Genomic DNA, 16,936 nt, shown 5'->3' on the forward strand with positions numbered 1-16,936 from the left:
CGTGGCGCTGGCCATGTTGTCAGGTGCTGATGGCCACGCGGTCACGCAGCAGGTGCGCGGCGAGGGTGCGCAGCGGGCCGAGTTGGCGGCAGATCAGCGCCAGTTCGCTTTGCACCAGGCGCTCGCGGTCGTCCATGTCTTCCGGCAACTGTTCCAGCGCCTTGGCGAGGTCTTCTTCGGCATCGCTGTGGATGCTGACCGGGGTCTTGCTCGCCAGGTTCTGCGCCACTTCATCGAGGCTGCTGGCCAGGCGCGTGGCGGCCTCGCTGAGCAGGCTGGGCGGCGCGGCACTGGGCAAGGCTGCGCCACGGTGCGCGCCGAGGGCCGAGAGGTAGCCGAGCAAGGTGTGCGACAGCACCAGGAAGCGGAAGCCGATATCCGCCTCTTTGCGAAAGTGACCGGGCTCCATCAGCATATTGGCCAGGGTGCTGGAGAGCGCGGCGTCGGCGTTGTGCGCATTGCGCCGGGCCAGGCGGTAGGCGAGGTCGTCGTGTTTGCCGCTGGCGTACTGCTGCATGATCTGCCGCAGGTAATGGCTGTTGCAGCTGAGGGTGTTGGCCACCACCTGATTGAGCCGTCGCCCTTGCCAGTCCGGCAGGATCAGGAACACCGCGAGGCCGGCGATCAGGCTGCCGAGCAGGGTATCGACCAGGCGCGGCACGATCAGCCCATAGCCGTCGCCGATCTGGTTGAAGCAGAACATGATCATCAGGGTGATGGCGGCGGTGGAGAGGGTGTAGCGGGTCGCCCGATTGGCGAAGAACACCACTCCGGCGACGACTGCGAACAGGGCCTGGATCAGCGCGCTGGGGAACAGGTCGAACAGCGCCCAGCCGAGCACCAGGCCGATCACCGTGCCGCTGATGCGCTGCACCAGTTTGCGCCGGGTGGCGCCGTAGTTCGGCTGGCAGACGAACAGCGTGGTGAGGATGATCCAGTAGCCTTCGCTCGGGTGGATCAGGTGCAACACGCCGTAGCCGGCGCTCAGGGCAAGCGCCAGGCGCAGGGCGTGGCGGAAGAGTAGCGAAGTGGGGGTCAGCTGCAGGCGCAGGCGCGTCCAGATGTCCTTCAGCGAGTGCGGCGAGCGGTCGAGCAGGCTGCTGTCCTGCTCCTCCGCCAGGGCATCCGGGTTGTTGGCGTTGCCCAGCAGGTTATTCAGGCTGCCGAGGTTGCCGGCCAGCGCGCGCAGCGAGCGCAACAGGCTGCGCCAGGCCGGATTGTTCTGGCTGCGCAGGTGCTCCAGCGAGGCTTGCAGATCGCTCAGGGCCTGGGCCGGCAGGCCGCCGTACTCGAACGTCTGGCGCAGCTGAATGGCCTGGGCCAGCGCCTGACAGGCCTCGCCCTGCTGGCGCAGCAGGCGTTGGCAGCGGAACAGCACATCGCTGTGGAAGAACGCCTCGGCCAGCTCGTTGTAGGGGTAGTGCGAGGAGCTGGCGCGTTCGTGGATGTCTTGCGCCATGAAGTACAGCTTCAGGTAGCGGCTGACTTGCGGCCCGGGCCGGCCATCGCCGACGCGGTGCAGGATGATTTCCTTGCTGGCGTTGAGCGCGGCCACCAGTTGGCCGTTCTGTTGCGCCAGCTGCAGGCGGCGTTGTTCCACATCCAGGCCGTGCACCGGTTCGAACAAGGCGGATTTGAGCTTGAGGTAGTGGCCCAGTTCGCGGAACAGGCGCGCCAGGCTCTGCTGCACCGGTTGATGGGCGAAGAGCGCCTGCCAGAGCACCGACAGCAGGCCATACCAGGCCGCCCCGGCCACCAGCAGCAAGGGTTCGTGCCAGAAGTTCGCGGTCGCGCCGTCGCGTTGATCGACCCCGATCATGGTGTACACCGAGAGGATCAGGGTGGCCTGGGCGATGCTGCCGTAGCGCTCGCCCAGCGCGCCGAGCATGGTCAGGCCGAAGCTCGCCAGCGCCAGCGCGCCGACGAATAACCAGGGATAGGGGAACAGCAACTCGACCGCGACCGACGCCACGCTGAAACAGCCCAGCGTCACCAGCAGCGCGGTCAGCCGGCCTTGCCAGCTGTCATCGGTTTCCGCCAGGGCGCTGGCGATGATGCCGAGGAACAGCGGAATCAGTTGGTGCATCGAGTCCAGCGCCCAAGACAGCGCCATGCTGCCGGTCAGGGCGATAAACGCGCGCAGGCTGTAGCTGAACTTATCCAGCGCCCACAGGCGGCGCAGGGAGTGGCTGAGTGAGCGGGAAGGCATCGGCGGCGAACGATCCGGTTGGCGAGAGATCGATTAGAGCGGATATGCGCGCCGCTGCGAACCGGCTGTGCAGACTTTTTAGCAAAAATCCTGCGTTGAGCGGACAGCCTTCGCGTACGCCCTGCGTCAACTAAGCTGAAACCAAACGCCGCGGTAAGCCAAGGTTGAGTGAATTGCCGTGGTCGTTTCAGCCGTTTCTCAGCTATCAGCCGCCGCCGGCAGGGCGGCCCATGGGTATTTACCAGGAGGGTCCTGTGAGCAGTCAGTGGTGGCGCAGTGTGCTCTTGCTGCTGGCGCTGGCCGGGCTACCGACCGGGCCGCTGCCGGCTGCGGATGCGGGGCCGGCTGCGGGCGCAGTGGTGGTGCTGACGGTGGACGGTGCGATCGCCCCGGCCAGCGCCGATTACATTGTCCGCGGGCTGGCGCGGGCGGTGGACGAGGGGGCGCAGTTGGTGGTGCTCAGCATCGACACCCCTGGCGGGCTGGACACCTCGATGCGCGCGATCATCAAGGCGATTCTCGCCAGTCCGCTGCCGGTGGCCAGCTATGTGGCACCGAGCGGTGCGCGGGCGGCCAGTGCCGGCACCTATATCCTCTATGCCAGCCATATCGCCGCCATGGCGCCAGGCACCAACCTCGGCGCCGCCACGCCGGTGCAGATCGGCGGCATGCCGGGCGCGCCACCGCAGAAGCCGGAACAACCCGCGGCACCCGAGGCCGACAAAACCCAGCCCGCCGCCGAGGCGGACGATGCCCTGACCAAGAAGCAGGTCAACGATGCCGCCGCCTATATCCGCGGCCTGGCCCAGTTGCGTGGGCGTAACGTCGAATGGGCCGAGTTGGCGGTGCGCGAGGCGGTCAGCCTGTCCGCCGAGGAGGCGCTGAAGCTGAGGGTGATCGACTACCTGGCGAACGATCTGGGCGACCTGCTCAAGCAACTGGACGGCAAGACACTGAGCGCCGCCGGCCGGGAGCTGAAGCTGCAAACGGCCGGCGCCGCGCTGATCAGCCACGAACCGGACTGGCGCACTAAGCTGCTGGCGGTGATCACCAACCCCAGCGTGGCGCTGATCCTGATGATGATCGGCGTCTATGGGCTGATCTTCGAGTTCTCCAACCCGGGCACGGGCATCGGCGGGGTAGTCGGCGGCATCTGCCTGATCCTGGCGCTCTACGCCCTGCAACTGCTGCCGGTGAACTATGCCGGGATCGCCCTGATTCTGCTCGGCATGGCGTTGATGGCCGCCGAGGCCTTCATGCCCAGCTTCGGCGTGATCGGCTTCGGCGGCATAGTCGCCTTCGTGGTCGGCGCGGTGATCCTGATCGACACCGAGGTGCCGGGCTTCGGCATCCCGTTCGGGCTGATCGTCGGCGTCGCCCTCACCAGCGCGCTGCTGATCGTGACCCTCCTCGGCATGGCGCTGAAGGCACAGCGCCGGCGGGTGGTCAGCGGCGATGCGGGGCTGGTCGGCAGCCTGGTGGAAGTGGCCGCGCTGCAGGAGGGCAATCCGCTCGGCGGCTGGGTGAAGTTGCAAGGGGAAAACTGGCAGGTGCTCAGCCAGGCGCCGCTGCGGCCCGGTCAACGGGTGCGGGTACTGGCGCGCAAGGGCCTGCTGTTGGATGTCGCGGCGGCTGACGAGACGCCGCCACAAGGAGGCTAGTCATGGGTTTTCCACTGAGTTTTGGCGCCCTGCTGGTGCTGCTGATAGTGCTGATCGTCTCGGCGATCCGCATCTTCCGTGAGTACGAGCGCGGCGTGGTATTCCAACTCGGACGCTTCTGGAAGGTCAAGGGGCCGGGGCTGGTGATCATCATCCCGGCGATCCAGCAGGTGGTGCGGGTCGATCTGCGCACCGTGGTGCTCGACGTGCCGACGCAGGACGTGATCACCCGCGACAACGTCTCGGTGAAGGTCAACGCGGTGATCTACTTCCGCGTGCTCGACGCGCAGCGGGCGATCATCCAGGTCGAGGACTTTCTCATGGCCACCAGCCAACTGGCGCAGACCACCCTGCGCTCGGTGCTCGGCAAGCACGAGTTGGACGAGCTGCTCGCCGAGCGCGAACGGCTCAACGTCGACATCCAGCAGGTGCTGGACGCGCAGACCGACGCCTGGGGCATCAAGGTGTCGAACGTGGAGATCAAGCACGTCGACCTCAACGAGTCGATGATCCGCGCTATCGCCAAACAGGCCGAGGCCGAGCGCGAACGGCGGGCCAAGGTGATCCACGCCGAGGGCGAGTTGCAGGCCTCGGAAAAGCTCATGCAGGCCGCCGAGATGCTCGGCCGCCAACCCGGCGCCATGCAGCTGCGTTATATGCAGACGCTCGGTGCGATCGCCGGCGACAAGAGCTCGACCATCGTCTTCCCGCTGCCGATCGAGCTGTTGAAGGGCATGGCCGAGTTGTCGCCAAAGACCTGAGCGGCCCGGTAAACAGGTGGTGTGAAAACTACTGCTCACCGATTTGGAGGTTGTCATGCGTATCGGAGTGCCCAAGGAAATCAAGAACCACGAATACCGCGTCGGCCTGACGCCGCAGTCGGTGGCCGAACTGAGCGGGCTCGGCCACCAGGTTTGGGTGCAGACTCAGGCGGGCGCCGCCATCGGCTTTAGCGACGAGGATTACCGCGCGGCCGGCGCGCAGATCGGCAAGGACGCCGCCCAGGTGTTCGCCGAGGCGCAGCTGATCGTCAAGGTCAAGGAACCGCTGGCCGACGAGCGTGCCCGGCTGCGCCCGGAGCACACGCTGTTCACCTACCTGCACCTGGCGCCGGATCTGCCGCAGACCGAGGAGTTGATGGCCTCCGGGGCGATTTGCATCGCCTATGAAACCGTCACCGACGCGCAAGGGCGTCTACCACTGCTGGCGCCGATGTCCGAAGTCGCCGGGCGGATGTCGATCCAGGCCGGCGCCAGTTGCCTGGAAAAGGCCCGGGGCGGGCGCGGCGTGCTGCTCGGCGGGGTGCCCGGGGTGGCGCCGGGCAAGGTGGTGATCCTCGGCGGCGGCGTGGTCGGCAGCCATGCGCTGGCCATGGCGGTGGGGCTGGGCGCGAATGTCACGGTGCTGGACAAGAGCGTCGATGTCTTGCGTCGTCTGGACGCGCAGTACGGTAATCGCATCACCACGCTGTATTCGACCCGTGCGGCCCTGCGCGAGCAGGTGCTGGCGGCGGATCTGGTGATCGGCGGGGTGCTGATCCCCGGTGCCGCGGCGCCGAAGCTGATCACCGCGGAGATGGTCCGGCAGATGCAGGCCGGCGCCGTGCTGGTGGACGTCGCCATCGACCAGGGCGGTTGCGCCGAAACCTCGAAAGCCACCACCCACACCGAGCCGACCTACGTGGTCGACGGGGTGGTGCACTACTGCGTGGCCAATATGCCCGGGGCGGTGGCGCGCACCTCGACCCTGGCGCTGAACAACGCGACCCTGCCGTTCGTCATCGCGCTCGCGGAAAAAGGCACAAGGCGGGCCCTGGAAGACGACCCGCATCTGCTCAATGGGTTGAATGTCGCCAAAGGCCTGATTACCTGCGGCAGCGTGGCCGAGGCCCACGGCTTGCCGTACCAGTCGGCCACCAGCGTGCTGGAGCATCTATAGGCGCGTCATCCCGGCTCCTACGAAGATGTGCTCAGTTGCGTAGGGTGGAAAACCCGCAAAGCGGTTTTCCACCATGGGGAATCCGGGTTGCTTCGTTGGTGGATAAAGAGAGCGTTATCCACCCTACGTCTGCGCGGGAACGACGGGTTTTTTTGTCTTGGCCTGCCGGGCCACTCGCCGCGCCAGGCGCGCCCAGCCTAAGCTTGGGCATCTTCCGCCGAGTAGTGCCGCGATGCCCGCCAAGACCGTTGTGATCCCTTTGCCGAACCGCGATTTCGACCCCAGCGAGGTCGCGCTGAGCTGGCAGATAGTGCGCGCGGCGGGCTACCGGGTGCGCTTCGCCACGCCGGACGGGCGGCCGGCCGAGGGCGACCCGCTGATGCTGACGGGCGTAGGCCTGGACCCCTGGGGTTGGATTCCCGGCTTGCGCCAGTTCAGGCTGCTCGGCCTGCTCCTGCGTGCCCGGCGCGGCGCGCGCGCGGCCTATCAGGCGCTGCTGGCGGATGCGCAGTTCCGCCAGCCGCTGCGCTATGAGCAGCTCGCGGTGGCGGACTTCGACGGCCTGCTGCTGCCCGGCGGGCACTGGGCACGGGGCATGCGCGACTATCTGGAGAGCGAGGTATTGCAGCGCTTCGTAGGCGCCTTCTTCGCCAGCGACAAGCCGCTGGCGGCGATCTGTCATGGCGTGGTATTGGCCGCGCGGAGCAAGGCGACGGACGGCCGTTCCGCGCTCTACGGGCGCAAGACCACCGGCCTGACCTGGACGATGGAGAAGAGCGCCTGGAACCTGACGCGTTTCTACGGCCGTTTCTGGGCGCCGAATTACTACCGGACCTATCTGGAACAGCCCGGCGAGTCGGCCGGCTATAGGAGCGTGCAGGCCGAGGTGAGCCGCGCCCTGGCCAGTCCGAATGACTTCCTCGAGGTGCCGGCGGAGGCACCGGACCACCTGCGCAAGACCAGCGGCCTGCACCGGGACAGCCTCGATGACAGCCGCCCGGCCTGGGTGGTCTGCGACGGCAATTACATTTCCGCGCGCTGGCCGGGGGATGTGCACAGCTTTGCCCGGCAGTTCGTCGAGCGGTTGCCTCGGTAACGCCCCGGTACGGTCAAGGCGCCGCAACCGCAGCGGGTTTGGCCGTGCTCAGACGTACTGCGCCGCCGCATAGCCCGAGGCCCAGGCCCACTGGAAGTTGAAGCCGCCTAGGTGGCCGCTGACGTCGAGCACTTCGCCGATAAAGTACAGGCCTGGTGACTTCAGCGATTCCAGGGTCTTCGAGGAGACTTCCCTGGTGTCGACGCCGCCCAAGGTCACTTCGGCGGTGCGATAGCCTTCGGTGCCGGCCGGCACCAGCTGCCAGCTCGCCAGTTGCTCGGCGATCGCGCTCAACTCGCCCGGGCTGTACTGCTTCATCGGCTTGGAGACGAACCAGTGTTCGGCCAGCAGGTTGGCCATCTTCTTGGTGAAGATCTCCCCGAGCAGGGTCTTCAGCTCGGAGTTCGGCCGCTGCGCCTGTTGCTCCAGCAGCCAGCTCGGCACGTCATGCTCGGGCAGCAGGTTGATTGCCACCGCCTGACCCGGCTGCCAGTACGAGGAGATCTGCAGGATCGCCGGGCCGCTGAGGCCGCGATGGGTAAACAGGAGGTTCTCGCGAAAGCTCTCGCCATTGCAGCTCACCAGGCAATCCACCGAGGTGCCGGACAGCTCGCCGCAGAGCGCCTTGAGCTGGTCGGTGATGGTGAACGGCACCAGCCCGGCGCGGGTCGGCAGCAGGTTATGGCCGAACTGCTTGGCCACCTGATAGCCGAAGCCGCTCGCGCCGAGGGTCGGGATCGACAGGCCGCCGGTGGCGATCACCAAGGACTCGCAGCCCAGCGGCCCGGCGCTGGTGTGCACCTGGTAACCGCTGGCGGCTTTGTCGATCTGCTGGATCGAGGTGTTCAGCAGCAGCTGCACGCCGGCCTGCTCGCACTCGGCGAGCAGCAGGCCGAGGATGTCGCTGGCCTTGTTGTCGCAAAACAGCTGGCCGAGCTTTTTCTCGTGGTAGGGCACGCCGTGTTTGCTCACCAGCTCGATGAAGTCCCACTGGGTGTAACGCGCCAGGGCGGATTTGCAGAAGTGCGGGTTCTGCGAGAGGAAGTTGCCCGGTTCGGTGTACATGTTGGTGAAGTTGCAGCGGCCGCCGCCGGACATGAGGATCTTCTTGCCGGCCTTGTTGGCGTGGTCCAGCAGCAGGACCTTGCGCCCGCGCCCGGCGGCGGTCAGCGCACACATCAAGCCGGCAGCACCGGCGCCAAGAATCACTACATCTGTACCGAGCACAGCCACACCCTCAAAACCCTGATCAAAGCCCCGCGTAGAGTCCGCTGGGGCCGGCAGTTTACCCCAAGCTTTGCGTAGCGCTTGGCGTTTCCCGCCGGTTGGTCTGGTGTTGCGTGGCGCAGCCTGACTAAGCTGGCTTATCCAGCAACCGGTTACGGAGGATCGGCATGGGGCTTTCACGCGGTATCGCGTTGTGGGCGGCGCTTTGCAGTTGCTGCGCCGTCAGCGCCGAGCCCCTGCGCTTGGTGGCCGACACCTGGCCGCCGTTTACCGATGCCAGCCTGCCGAGCAATGGCTTGGCCAGTGACCTGGTCAGTGCCGTGCTGCAGCGTGCCGGCTACTCCAGCGAATATATCGAGGTGCCCTGGGCGCGGGCATTACGCGGTTTGCAGGCCGGCGACTACGATGTGGCGCTGGGCGCCTGGTACGACGCGCAGCGAGCCCAGTACGGGCTGTTTTCCGAGGCCTATCTGGTCAACCGCATTCGCTTCTTGCAGCGCAAGGGCGCGGACATTCAGTTCGACCAGTTGGAGGACTTGCGCCCTTACCGCATTGCGACGGTGCGCGGTTATGCCTACCAGGCGCAGTTCGATCAGGATGCGCGGCTGCACAAGGTCCCGGTGATGGGGTTCGCCATGGGCGCGCGGATGCTCGCCGCCGGGCGGGTGCAACTGACCCTGGAGGACGAACTGGTGGCGCGCTATTACCTCAAGGGCGAGTTGCACGCGCTGCAAGGGCAGCTGGAGTTCCTGCCCAAGCCGCTCAGCGAAAATGGCCTGCACATCCTGGTGCGCCGCAGCCATCCCCAGCACCGGCAGATAGTCGCGGCCTTCAACCGTGCGCTGCAGGAGATGCGCGCGGACGGCAGTTACGCGCAGATTTTCCAGCGCCACGGGTTCTGAGGCCGGACGAGGGGACAAAGGGTGGGCATGGCCCGCTCCTACAAAGAGCTGCAGCGCAGCTCAAGACTCAACAGATAGACAGCCTGGCGTTCTCAGAGCATCCGCACGCGCAGCGAGCGGCCTTTGATCTTGCCGTCGTTCAGGCGTTGCAGCGCCTGTTTGGCGACTGCGCGTTCGACCGCGACATAGGCCTGGAAGTCGAAGATGGCGATCTTGCCGACCTGGGCACCGGGGATGCCGGCATCACCGGTCAGGGCGCCGAGGATGTCGCCGGGGCGGACTTTGTCCTTGCGGCCACCGGCAATGCACAGGGTGACCATGGGGGGCAGCAGCGGGCCGCCGCCCTGGGCTTTCAGGCCGTCCAGTTGCTGCCAGTTCAGCGGAGCCTTTTGCAGGTCTTCGATGGCTTGGGCGCGATGGCCTTCGGCCGGGGCCACCAGGCTCAGCGCCAGGCCTTTCTCACCGGCGCGGCCGGTGCGGCCAACGCGGTGGATGTGGATTTCCGAGTCGCGCGCCAGTTCGACGTTGATCACCGCATCCAGGGCTTCGATATCCAGGCCACGGGCGGCGACGTCGGTGGCCACCAGCACCGAGCAGCTGCGGTTGGCGAACATCGCCAGCACCTGATCGCGATCGCGCTGTTCCAGATCGCCATTCAAGGCCATTGCGGAGATGCCGCTGGCTTGCAGGTGCTCGACCAACTCCTGGCATTGCTGCTTGGTGAAGCAGAAGGCGACGCAGGACTGCGGGCGGAAGTGCGCCAGCAGCTGGGTCACGGCCTGCATGCGTTGCTCGGGGGCGATCTCGTAGAAGCGTTGCTCGATCTGGCTGTCGGCGTGCATCGCCTCGGCCTTCACTTGCTGCGGATCGCGCATGAAGGCGGCCGACAGCTGCTTGATGCTGGCCGGATAGGTGGCGGAGAACAGCAGGGTCTGGCGCTTGGCCGGGGTCTGCTGAAGGATCTCGGCGATGGAGTCGTAGAAGCCCATGTCGAGCATGCGGTCGGCTTCATCGAGCACCAGGGTGTTGAGGCCGTCGAGTTTCAGGCTGCCCTTGCGCAGGTGTTCCTGAATCCGCCCCGGGGTGCCGACTATGATGTGCGCGCCGTGTTCCAGCGAGCCGATCTGTGGGCCGAAGGGGACGCCGCCACACAGGGTCAGCACCTTGATGTGGTCGGTGCCACGGGCCAGCCGGCGGATTTCCTTGGCTACCTGGTCGGCCAGCTCGCGGGTCGGGCAGAGCACCAGCGCCTGGCAGCCGAAGAAGCGCGGGTTCAGCGGGTTGAGCAGGCCGATGCCGAAGGCGGCGGTCTTGCCGCTGCCGGTCTTGGCCTGGGCGATCAGGTCCATGCCCTTGAGGATCACCGGCAGGCTCTGCGCTTGCACCGGCGTCATCTGGGCATAACCGAGGGACTCGAGGTTAGCCAGCATGGCGGCGGACAGCGGCAGCGAATTGAAAGCGGTGGAGGTCACGGGGCAGGCCTGCTAAACGAAAATGGCCTGCAGTGTAACAGGCCGGCCTGCGGCTGTTGGCGTGGCGCGACCGGGGGCCGGCCCCACTCGCCCCACGGAGTTTCCCTCAGTTGCTCCACAGGCGGGTCTCCCTCTTCCAGGGGCGGTGAAAGACCGACGTGTTCGGCCGTCGCTCTCCGGCCCGGCCGCCGATCTGGCTGCCGGGCCGGCGGCGGCTCAGCGCAGCGCCTTGCCGCGTACCGGTGCGCCCTTGGCGACGTAATACTTGGCGGTGCTGCGCGGCAGCGGCTTGCGGCCACGGATTTGGTCGGCGATTTTCTCGGCGATCATGATGGTCGGCGCGTTGAGGTTGCCGGTGGTGATCAGCGGCATGATCGAGGCATCGACCACGCGCAGACCCTCCATCCCGTGCACGCGGCCCTGGCCATCGACCACCGCCATGTCATCGCTGCCCATCTTGCAGGAGCAGGAGGGGTGGAAGGCGGTTTCCGCGTGCTCGCGGATGAACTTGTCGAGGTCGGCATCGCTCTGGTACTCGAGGCCGGGGCTGAGTTCCTTGCCGCGGTACGGGTCCAGCGCCGGCTGCGCCATGATCTCGCGGGTGATGCGGATGCCGTCGCGGAATTCCTGCCAGTCCTGCTCGCTGGACATGTAGTTGAAGAGGATGCTCGGGTACTCGCGCGGGTCCTTCGAGCGCACCTGCACGCGGCCACGGCTGGGCGAGCGCATCGAGCCGACGTGGGCCTGGAAGCCGTGTTCCTTCACCGCGTTGCTGCCGTTGTAGTTAATCGCCACCGGCAGGAAGTGGTACTGGATGTTCGGCCACTCGAACTCTGCACGGGTACGGATGAAGCCGCCGGCCTCGAACTGGTTGCTGGCGCCGATGCCCTTGCCGAGGAACAGCCACTCGGCGCCGATGGCCGGCTGGTTCCACCAATGCAGCGAGGGATACAGCGAGATCGGCTGGGTGCATTGGTATTGCAGGTACATCTCCAGGTGGTCCTGCAGGTTGGCGCCGACGCCCGGCAGGTCGTGGACCACCGGGATGTCGAGGTCGCGCAGCAGGGCGGCCGGGCCGACGCCGGAGCGCTGAAGGATCTGCGGCGAGGCGATGGCGCCGGAGCACAGCAGCACTTCGCGGCGGGCCTTGGCGGTGATCCGCGTGTCACTCTCGCCTTTCAGGTAGGCAACCCCGACGGCGCGCTTGCCCTTGAACAGGATGCGGTCGGTCAGGGCGTGGGTGACGATGGTCAGGTTCGGTCGGGCCCGGGCCTGGTCCAGATAACCGCGGGCGGTGCTGGAGCGGCGGCCCTGCGGGGTCACGGTGCGATCCATCGGCCCGAAACCTTCCTGCTGGTAGCCGTTGAGGTCTTCGGTACGCGGGTAGCCGGCTTGCACGCCGGCCTCGACCATGGCCTGGAACAGCGGGTTGTTGCCGGCCTTGGGCGTGGTCACGCTGACCGGGCCGTCGCCGCCGTGGTAGTCGTTGGGGCCGATGTCGCGGGTTTCGGCCTTGCGGAAGTAGGGCAGGCAGTCGAGGTAGCTCCAGTCTTCCAGGCCTGGGGTCTGCGCCCAGCCGTCGTAGTCCAGGGCGTTGCCGCGGATGTAGCACATGCCGTTGATCAGCGAGGAGCCGCCCAGGCCCTTGCCACGCCCGCACTCCATCCGCCGGTTGTCCATGAAGGGTTCCGGTTCGGTCGTGTACGCCCAGTTGTAGCGGCGGCCCTGCAGCGGGAAGGCGAGGGCGGCGGGCATCTGGGTGCGGAAGTCGAGGCGGTAGTCCGGGCCACCGGCTTCCAGCAGCAGCACGCTGACGTCGGCATCCTCGGTCAGGCGGGTGGCCAGGGTATTACCGGCCGAACCGGCGCCGATGATGATGTAGTCGAATTCTTTGGTCATGGTTGCACCCTTAGTATGGGCATTTGCAGCGCCTAGGGTGGATCAGGCGTAGCCCTAATCCACCGTGGCGAATGTGAAACGGGGCGGTGGATTACGCCGCTAGGCGGCGAATCCACCCTAGGGGCTCGTTTAGAACACCGAGCCGTAGTCGCCCAGCTCTACCTGCACGGATTTGATCCGAGTGTACTGAGCCAGGGTGGTCAGGCCATTCTCACGGCCGACACCGGATTGCTTGTAACCGCCGACCGGCATCTCGGCCGGCGACTCGCCCCAAGTGTTGATCCAGCAGATGCCCGCCTCGAGCTTGTGGATCACGCGGTGGGCGCGGTTCAGATCCTGGGTGACGACACCGGCGGCCAGGCCGAATTCGCTGTCGTTGGCGCGGCGGATGACTTCGTCTTCGTCGTCGTAGACGAGGATGCTCATGACCGGGCCGAAGATTTCCTCGCGGACGATGCTCATCTCGTCGGTGCAGTCGCTGAACACTGTCGGTGCGACGTAGGCGCCCTTGGCGTAGTCGCCCTCGGTCACGCGCTCGCCGCCGGCCAGCAGGCGTGCGCCTTCGGCTTTGCCCTTGCCGATGTAGCCGAGCACGCTGTCCATATGGGCGAAGCTGACCAGCGGGCCGAAGTTGGTGGTCTCGCTCAGCGGGTTGCCCAGGCGGATGCGCTTGACGCGCTCCAGCACCTTGGCCTCGAAGCGCGCCTGCAGGCTGCGCGGAATGAACACGCGGGTGCCGTTGGTGCAGACCTGGCCGGAGCTGTAGAAGTTGGCCATGACGGCGATATCGGCCGCGCGGTTGAGGTTGGCGTCTTCGAAGATGATCAGCGGCGACTTGCCGCCCAGCTCCATGGTGACTTCCTTCAGCGAGGAGCTGGAGGCGCTGGCCATGACCTTCTTGCCGGTGTCGGTGCCGCCGGTGAAGGAGATCTTCTCGATGCGCGGGTGCTCGGTCAGCCAGGTGCCGACTTCGCGGCCGCTGCCGGTCAGGACGTTGAACACGCCGGCGGGCAGGCCGGCGGCGGTGTAGATCTCGGCCAGCTTGAGGGTGGTCAGCGAGGTCATTTCGCTCGGCTTGAAGATCATCGCATTGCCGGCGGCCAGGGCCGGGGCGGATTTCCACAGGGCGATCTGGATCGGGTAGTTCCAGGCGCCGATCCCGGCGACCACACCCAGCGGCTCGCGGCGGGTGTAGACGAAGGCCGTCTCGCGCAGGGGGATCTGCTCGCCTTCGATGGCGGGCACCAGGCCGGCGTAGTACTCGAGCACGTCGGCGCCGGTGACGATGTCGACGTTGCGGGTTTCCGAGAGCGGCTTGCCGGTGTCCAGGCTTTCCAGCTCGGCCAGCTCGTCGTTGCGCTCGCGAAGGATATCGACGGCTTTGCGCAGGATCCGCGAGCGCTGCATGGCGGTCATCGCGGCCCAGACTTTCTGGCCTTTCTCGGCACTGGCCACGGCCCGCTCGACGTCTTCTTTCGAAGCCCGTTGCACCGTCGCGAGCACCTCGCCATTGGCGGGGTTGATGGACTCGAACGTGGTGCCGCTGGTGGCATCCACGTAGCCGCCGTCAATGTAGAGTTTTTGCAGTTCGAAACGGGCCATAGTGTCCTCGCAAGTGCATGTGGGCTGGCGTTGGCGGGTCTGAGCGACCCGCCTATTTGGCCAGTTGTTGGTCCAGGTAGTCGTAAGCGATTTGCAGTGCCTGCTGGGTGTCGAAGGCCTCTCCGGACAACGCGCCGCGCAACCACAAACCGTCGATCAATGCCGCCAGCCCCCGTGCCGCGCTGCGCGCATCGGCGAGCGGCAAGACGCGGCGGAACTGGCAGCACAGGTTGGAATACAACCTGTGGTCGTTGATCCGCTGCAGGCGGCTCAACTCGGGTTGGTGCATGCTGGTCGCCCAGAAGGCCAACCAGGTTTTCATCGCCGGGCCGTTGACCTGGCTGTCATCGAAGTTGCCGTCGATGATCGCGCGGATCTGCGCGCCGGCGCTTTCGTCGCGCAGGAGCTGGCGGCGGTCGCGTACGGCCAGGCTCAGGGCCGCCATCAGATGGCGCATGGTGGCTTCGAGCAAGCCGTTCTTGTCCTGAAAGTAGTGGCTGATGATGCCGTTAGACACCCCCGCCAAGCGTGCGATCAAGGCGATGCTCGCATCACTCATACCGACCTGATCGACCGCCTGCAAAGTGGCGTGGATCAACTGCGAGCGGCGGATGGGTTGCATACCGATCTTGGGCATGTGGCAAATCTCCTTGGGCCTGGTAACGGACGGCAGGCGTCCGAGTCGGCGTAAGCCAGTCTATTTTATTTTTATTGAACGCTCAATCAACTAAGAATAAGCTCCGCGACCTCGAATGGTCTCGGTGCGTCACTTGGCCGCAGTCGTTCAGGCCGCCCCCGCTTCGGCGCGGGTGGCCCAGGTCTGTCGTTGCGCCCACTGCTGCTCTGCACGGGCGCCTGCTTTCACTGCCTTGGAGCCTCTCTTGAGTATCTCTCCCCCCAGTACAAACCCTGAACGGGTGCGTCTGAACCCGGTCGTGTTCTACGGTTCTACCGTGCTGATCCTGGTGCTGACCGTGGCCCTGATCCTCGCGCCCGAAGCCGCCGGCCAACTGCTGGGCCTGGCCCAGACCTGGCTGTCGCACAGCTTCGGCTGGTACTACATGCTGGCGATCGGGGCTTACCTGGTCTTCGTGGTATGGGTTGCCTTTTCGCGCTTCGGCACGCTCAAGCTCGGGGCCGACCAGGAAAAACCCGCCTTCAGCTACGGCGCCTGGGCGGGCATGCTGTTCTCGTCCGGGATCGGCATTTCGCTGCTGTATTTTGCCGCGTCCGAGCCCATCGATCACTTGGTCAACCCGCCGGAAGGCGAGCCGGGCACTCAGGCGGCCGCGCGCCAGGCCTTGCAGCTGACCTTCCTGCACTGGGGGCTGCACGGCTGGGCGATCTACGCGCTGGTCGGCCTGGCCGTCGGCTATTTCGCCTATCGGCACAACCAGCCGCTGGCGCTGCGTTCGGCGCTGCTGCCGATCTTCGGCGAGCGCCTGGTCAAGGGCGCGGTGGGTAACGCGGTGGATTGCTTCGGCATCTTCGTCACGCTGCTGGGCCTGGTGACCAACCTGGGCATAGGCGCGTTGCAGGTGTCTTCGGGCCTGGAATACCTGTTCGGCCTGCCGCACACCCAGTCCGGGCTGCTGCTGGTGATCCTGGTGATGAGTGCGGTGGCGACCCTGGCGGCCGTTTCGGGGATCGAGAAGGGCATCCGCCGCTTGTCCAACCTGAATATCGTCCTGTTCAGCAGTCTGCTGGTCTTCGTGCTGGTCTGCGGGCCGACGCTGATGCTGATGAACGGCCTGGTGCAGAACGTCGGTGATTACCTCAACGGCCTGCTGCTGAAGACCTTCGACCTCTACGCCTACACCGCTGCGCCGGCCAAGAGCGAGGCCTGGCTGGGGCTGTGGACAGTGTTCTACTGGGCCTGGTGGATTTCCTGGGCACCCTTCGTGGGCATGTTCATCGCGCGTATCTCGCGGGGCCGGACCATTCGCGAGCTGGTCGGCGGCGTGCTGCTGATCCCGCTGGGCTTTACCCTGGCCTGGCTGTCGATCTTCGGTAACAGCGCCCTGGATCTGGTGATGAACCAGAACGCGGTGGAGCTGGGCAAGGCGGCGCTGGAGCAGCCGTCGATGTCGATCTACCTGCTGCTCGAACATTACCCGCTGGCCAAGATCGTCATCGGCATGTCGATTTTCGTCGGTTTCGTGCTGTTCCTGACGCCGGCCGACTCCGGTTCGGTGATGCTCGCCAACCTGTCGCGCCAGGGCGGCGACCTGGACGAGGATGCGCCGTACTGGCTGCGGATCTTCTGGTCGGCGGTGATTACCCTGGTGACCATCGGGCTGCTGTTCGCCGGTAACTTCACGGCCATGCAGACCATGGTGGTGCTGGCCGGCCTGCCGTTCTCGGTGGTGTTGTTGCTGTACATGGTGGGCCTGTACAAGGCGCTGATCCGTGACGAGCAGGTGCGCCTGGAACAGGCCGAGCCGCTGGCCCGCGGCCGTCGCGCCTTCAGCCAGCGCCTGGCTGAGTTGGTGCAGCAGCCTGAGCAGGCGGTGGTGCAGGCGTTCCTCGATAGCGAGGTGCGCCCGGCCCTGCTGGCTGCCGCCGAGCAACTGCGTGGCCGTGGCCTGCAGGTGCAGACTCATCTGGGCCTGGGCCAGCACGAGCTGGGCTTGCGGGTGGAACATGCCGATGGCCAGCCGTTCGTCTACGAGGTGAGCCTGGATGGCTACTTCGCACCGCCGCGGGCGCTGGCCCTGGCCGAAGCGGGGAGTGTGGCGAGCGCGCCGTGCCGTTACTACCGTGCCGAGGTGTATCTGTTCGACGGGACTCAGGAATACGACCTGATGGGCTATAGCAGGGAGCAGATCACCCGCGATGTGCTGGATCAGTACGAGAACCATCGGCAGCTCCTGAGCCGGCTGTACTGCTAAGGGAGGTGCGCGGCCCTTCCTGGTGAAGGGCAGTGCGCG

Annotated in this window: 12 protein-coding genes; 6 read left to right on the plus strand and 6 right to left on the minus strand. The window is 66.2% G+C overall.

Translation table 11 applies throughout. The annotated features are described in order from the left end of the window. Positions 1-19: 19 nt before the first annotated feature. Positions 20-2,209 (minus strand): YccS family putative transporter, encoded by a 2,190-nt coding sequence (gene yccS / locus FFS13_RS12150; RefSeq protein WP_137819350.1) that lies wholly within the window; start codon positions 2,207-2,209, stop codon positions 20-22. A 254-nt stretch (positions 2,210-2,463) separates the two neighbouring features. Between yccS and FFS13_RS12155 the strand changes: the two genes are divergently transcribed. From FFS13_RS12155 to FFS13_RS12170, 4 genes are all read left to right on the plus strand, one after another. Next, positions 2,464-3,870 (plus strand): nodulation protein NfeD, encoded by a 1,407-nt coding sequence (locus FFS13_RS12155; RefSeq protein WP_256657881.1) that lies wholly within the window; start codon positions 2,464-2,466, stop codon positions 3,868-3,870. 2 nt (positions 3,871-3,872) lie between these two features. Next, positions 3,873-4,631 (plus strand): slipin family protein, encoded by a 759-nt coding sequence (locus FFS13_RS12160; protein ID WP_137819352.1) that lies wholly within the window; start codon positions 3,873-3,875, stop codon positions 4,629-4,631. A gap of 55 nt (positions 4,632-4,686) precedes the next feature. Continuing rightward, a complete protein-coding gene (gene ald / locus FFS13_RS12165) occupies positions 4,687-5,808 on the plus strand; it encodes an alanine dehydrogenase (protein WP_137819353.1) in 1,122 nt (373 codons plus the stop codon). A 232-nt stretch (positions 5,809-6,040) separates the two neighbouring features. Next, positions 6,041-6,904, plus strand: coding sequence for a type 1 glutamine amidotransferase domain-containing protein (locus FFS13_RS12170; RefSeq protein ID WP_137819354.1), 864 nt, complete (start codon positions 6,041-6,043; stop codon positions 6,902-6,904). Between the two features lie 48 nt (positions 6,905-6,952). Here the strand turns inward: FFS13_RS12170 and FFS13_RS12175 are convergent, their stop codons facing one another. Beyond that, positions 6,953-8,131 carry an NAD(P)/FAD-dependent oxidoreductase gene (locus tag FFS13_RS12175; protein WP_137819355.1) on the minus strand — a complete coding sequence of 393 codons (1,179 nt, stop codon included), beginning with the start codon at positions 8,129-8,131 and terminating at the stop codon, positions 6,953-6,955. Between the two features lie 167 nt (positions 8,132-8,298). Between FFS13_RS12175 and FFS13_RS12180 the strand changes: the two genes are divergently transcribed. Then, on the plus strand, positions 8,299-9,033 hold the full coding sequence (locus FFS13_RS12180) for an ABC transporter substrate-binding protein (protein WP_137819356.1): 735 nt from the start codon (positions 8,299-8,301) through the stop codon (positions 9,031-9,033). Between the two features lie 92 nt (positions 9,034-9,125). Here FFS13_RS12180 and dbpA read toward each other — a convergent pair whose 3' ends face one another. From dbpA to betI, 4 genes are all read right to left on the minus strand, one after another. Then, complete coding sequence (gene dbpA / locus FFS13_RS12185; RefSeq protein WP_137819357.1) at positions 9,126-10,505, minus strand: ATP-dependent RNA helicase DbpA; 1,380 nt, start codon at positions 10,503-10,505, stop codon at positions 9,126-9,128. Between the two features lie 216 nt (positions 10,506-10,721). Further along, positions 10,722-12,404, minus strand: coding sequence for a choline dehydrogenase (gene betA / locus FFS13_RS12190; protein ID WP_137819358.1), 1,683 nt, complete (start codon positions 12,402-12,404; stop codon positions 10,722-10,724). Between the two features lie 129 nt (positions 12,405-12,533). Continuing rightward, positions 12,534-14,006, minus strand: a complete 1,473-nt coding sequence (gene betB, locus FFS13_RS12195) for a betaine-aldehyde dehydrogenase (RefSeq protein ID WP_137819359.1) — start codon at positions 14,004-14,006, stop codon at positions 12,534-12,536. Between the two features lie 52 nt (positions 14,007-14,058). Further along, positions 14,059-14,643, minus strand: coding sequence for a transcriptional regulator BetI (betI, locus tag FFS13_RS12200; RefSeq protein ID WP_137819360.1), 585 nt, complete (start codon positions 14,641-14,643; stop codon positions 14,059-14,061). 244 nt (positions 14,644-14,887) lie between these two features. On the opposite strand from betI, the gene betT reads away from it, so the two are divergent. Beyond that, positions 14,888-16,897 carry a choline BCCT transporter BetT gene (gene betT, locus FFS13_RS12205; protein ID WP_371922954.1) on the plus strand — a complete coding sequence of 670 codons (2,010 nt, stop codon included), beginning with the start codon at positions 14,888-14,890 and terminating at the stop codon, positions 16,895-16,897. Positions 16,898-16,936 lie beyond the last annotated feature (39 nt).

Source organism: Pseudomonas sp. 2FG, assembly GCF_005502935.1.
Taxonomy (GTDB): Bacteria; Pseudomonadota; Gammaproteobacteria; order Pseudomonadales; family Pseudomonadaceae; genus Aquipseudomonas.

Coding starts and splice junctions, on each gene's coding strand:
- betI (WP_137819360.1), bottom strand. CDS start 14,643: ATGCCCAAGATCGGTATGCAACCCATCCGCCGCTCGCAGTTGATCCAC.
- betB (WP_137819359.1), bottom strand. CDS start 14,006: ATGGCCCGTTTCGAACTGCAAAAACTCTACATTGACGGCGGCTACGTG.
- betA (WP_137819358.1), bottom strand. CDS start 12,404: ATGACCAAAGAATTCGACTACATCATCATCGGCGCCGGTTCGGCCGGT.
- FFS13_RS12170 (WP_137819354.1), top strand. CDS start 6,041: ATGCCCGCCAAGACCGTTGTGATCCCTTTGCCGAACCGCGATTTCGAC.
- FFS13_RS12180 (WP_137819356.1), top strand. CDS start 8,299: ATGGGGCTTTCACGCGGTATCGCGTTGTGGGCGGCGCTTTGCAGTTGC.
- ald (WP_137819353.1), top strand. CDS start 4,687: ATGCGTATCGGAGTGCCCAAGGAAATCAAGAACCACGAATACCGCGTC.
- yccS (WP_137819350.1), bottom strand. CDS start 2,209: ATGCCTTCCCGCTCACTCAGCCACTCCCTGCGCCGCCTGTGGGCGCTG.
- FFS13_RS12160 (WP_137819352.1), top strand. CDS start 3,873: ATGGGTTTTCCACTGAGTTTTGGCGCCCTGCTGGTGCTGCTGATAGTG.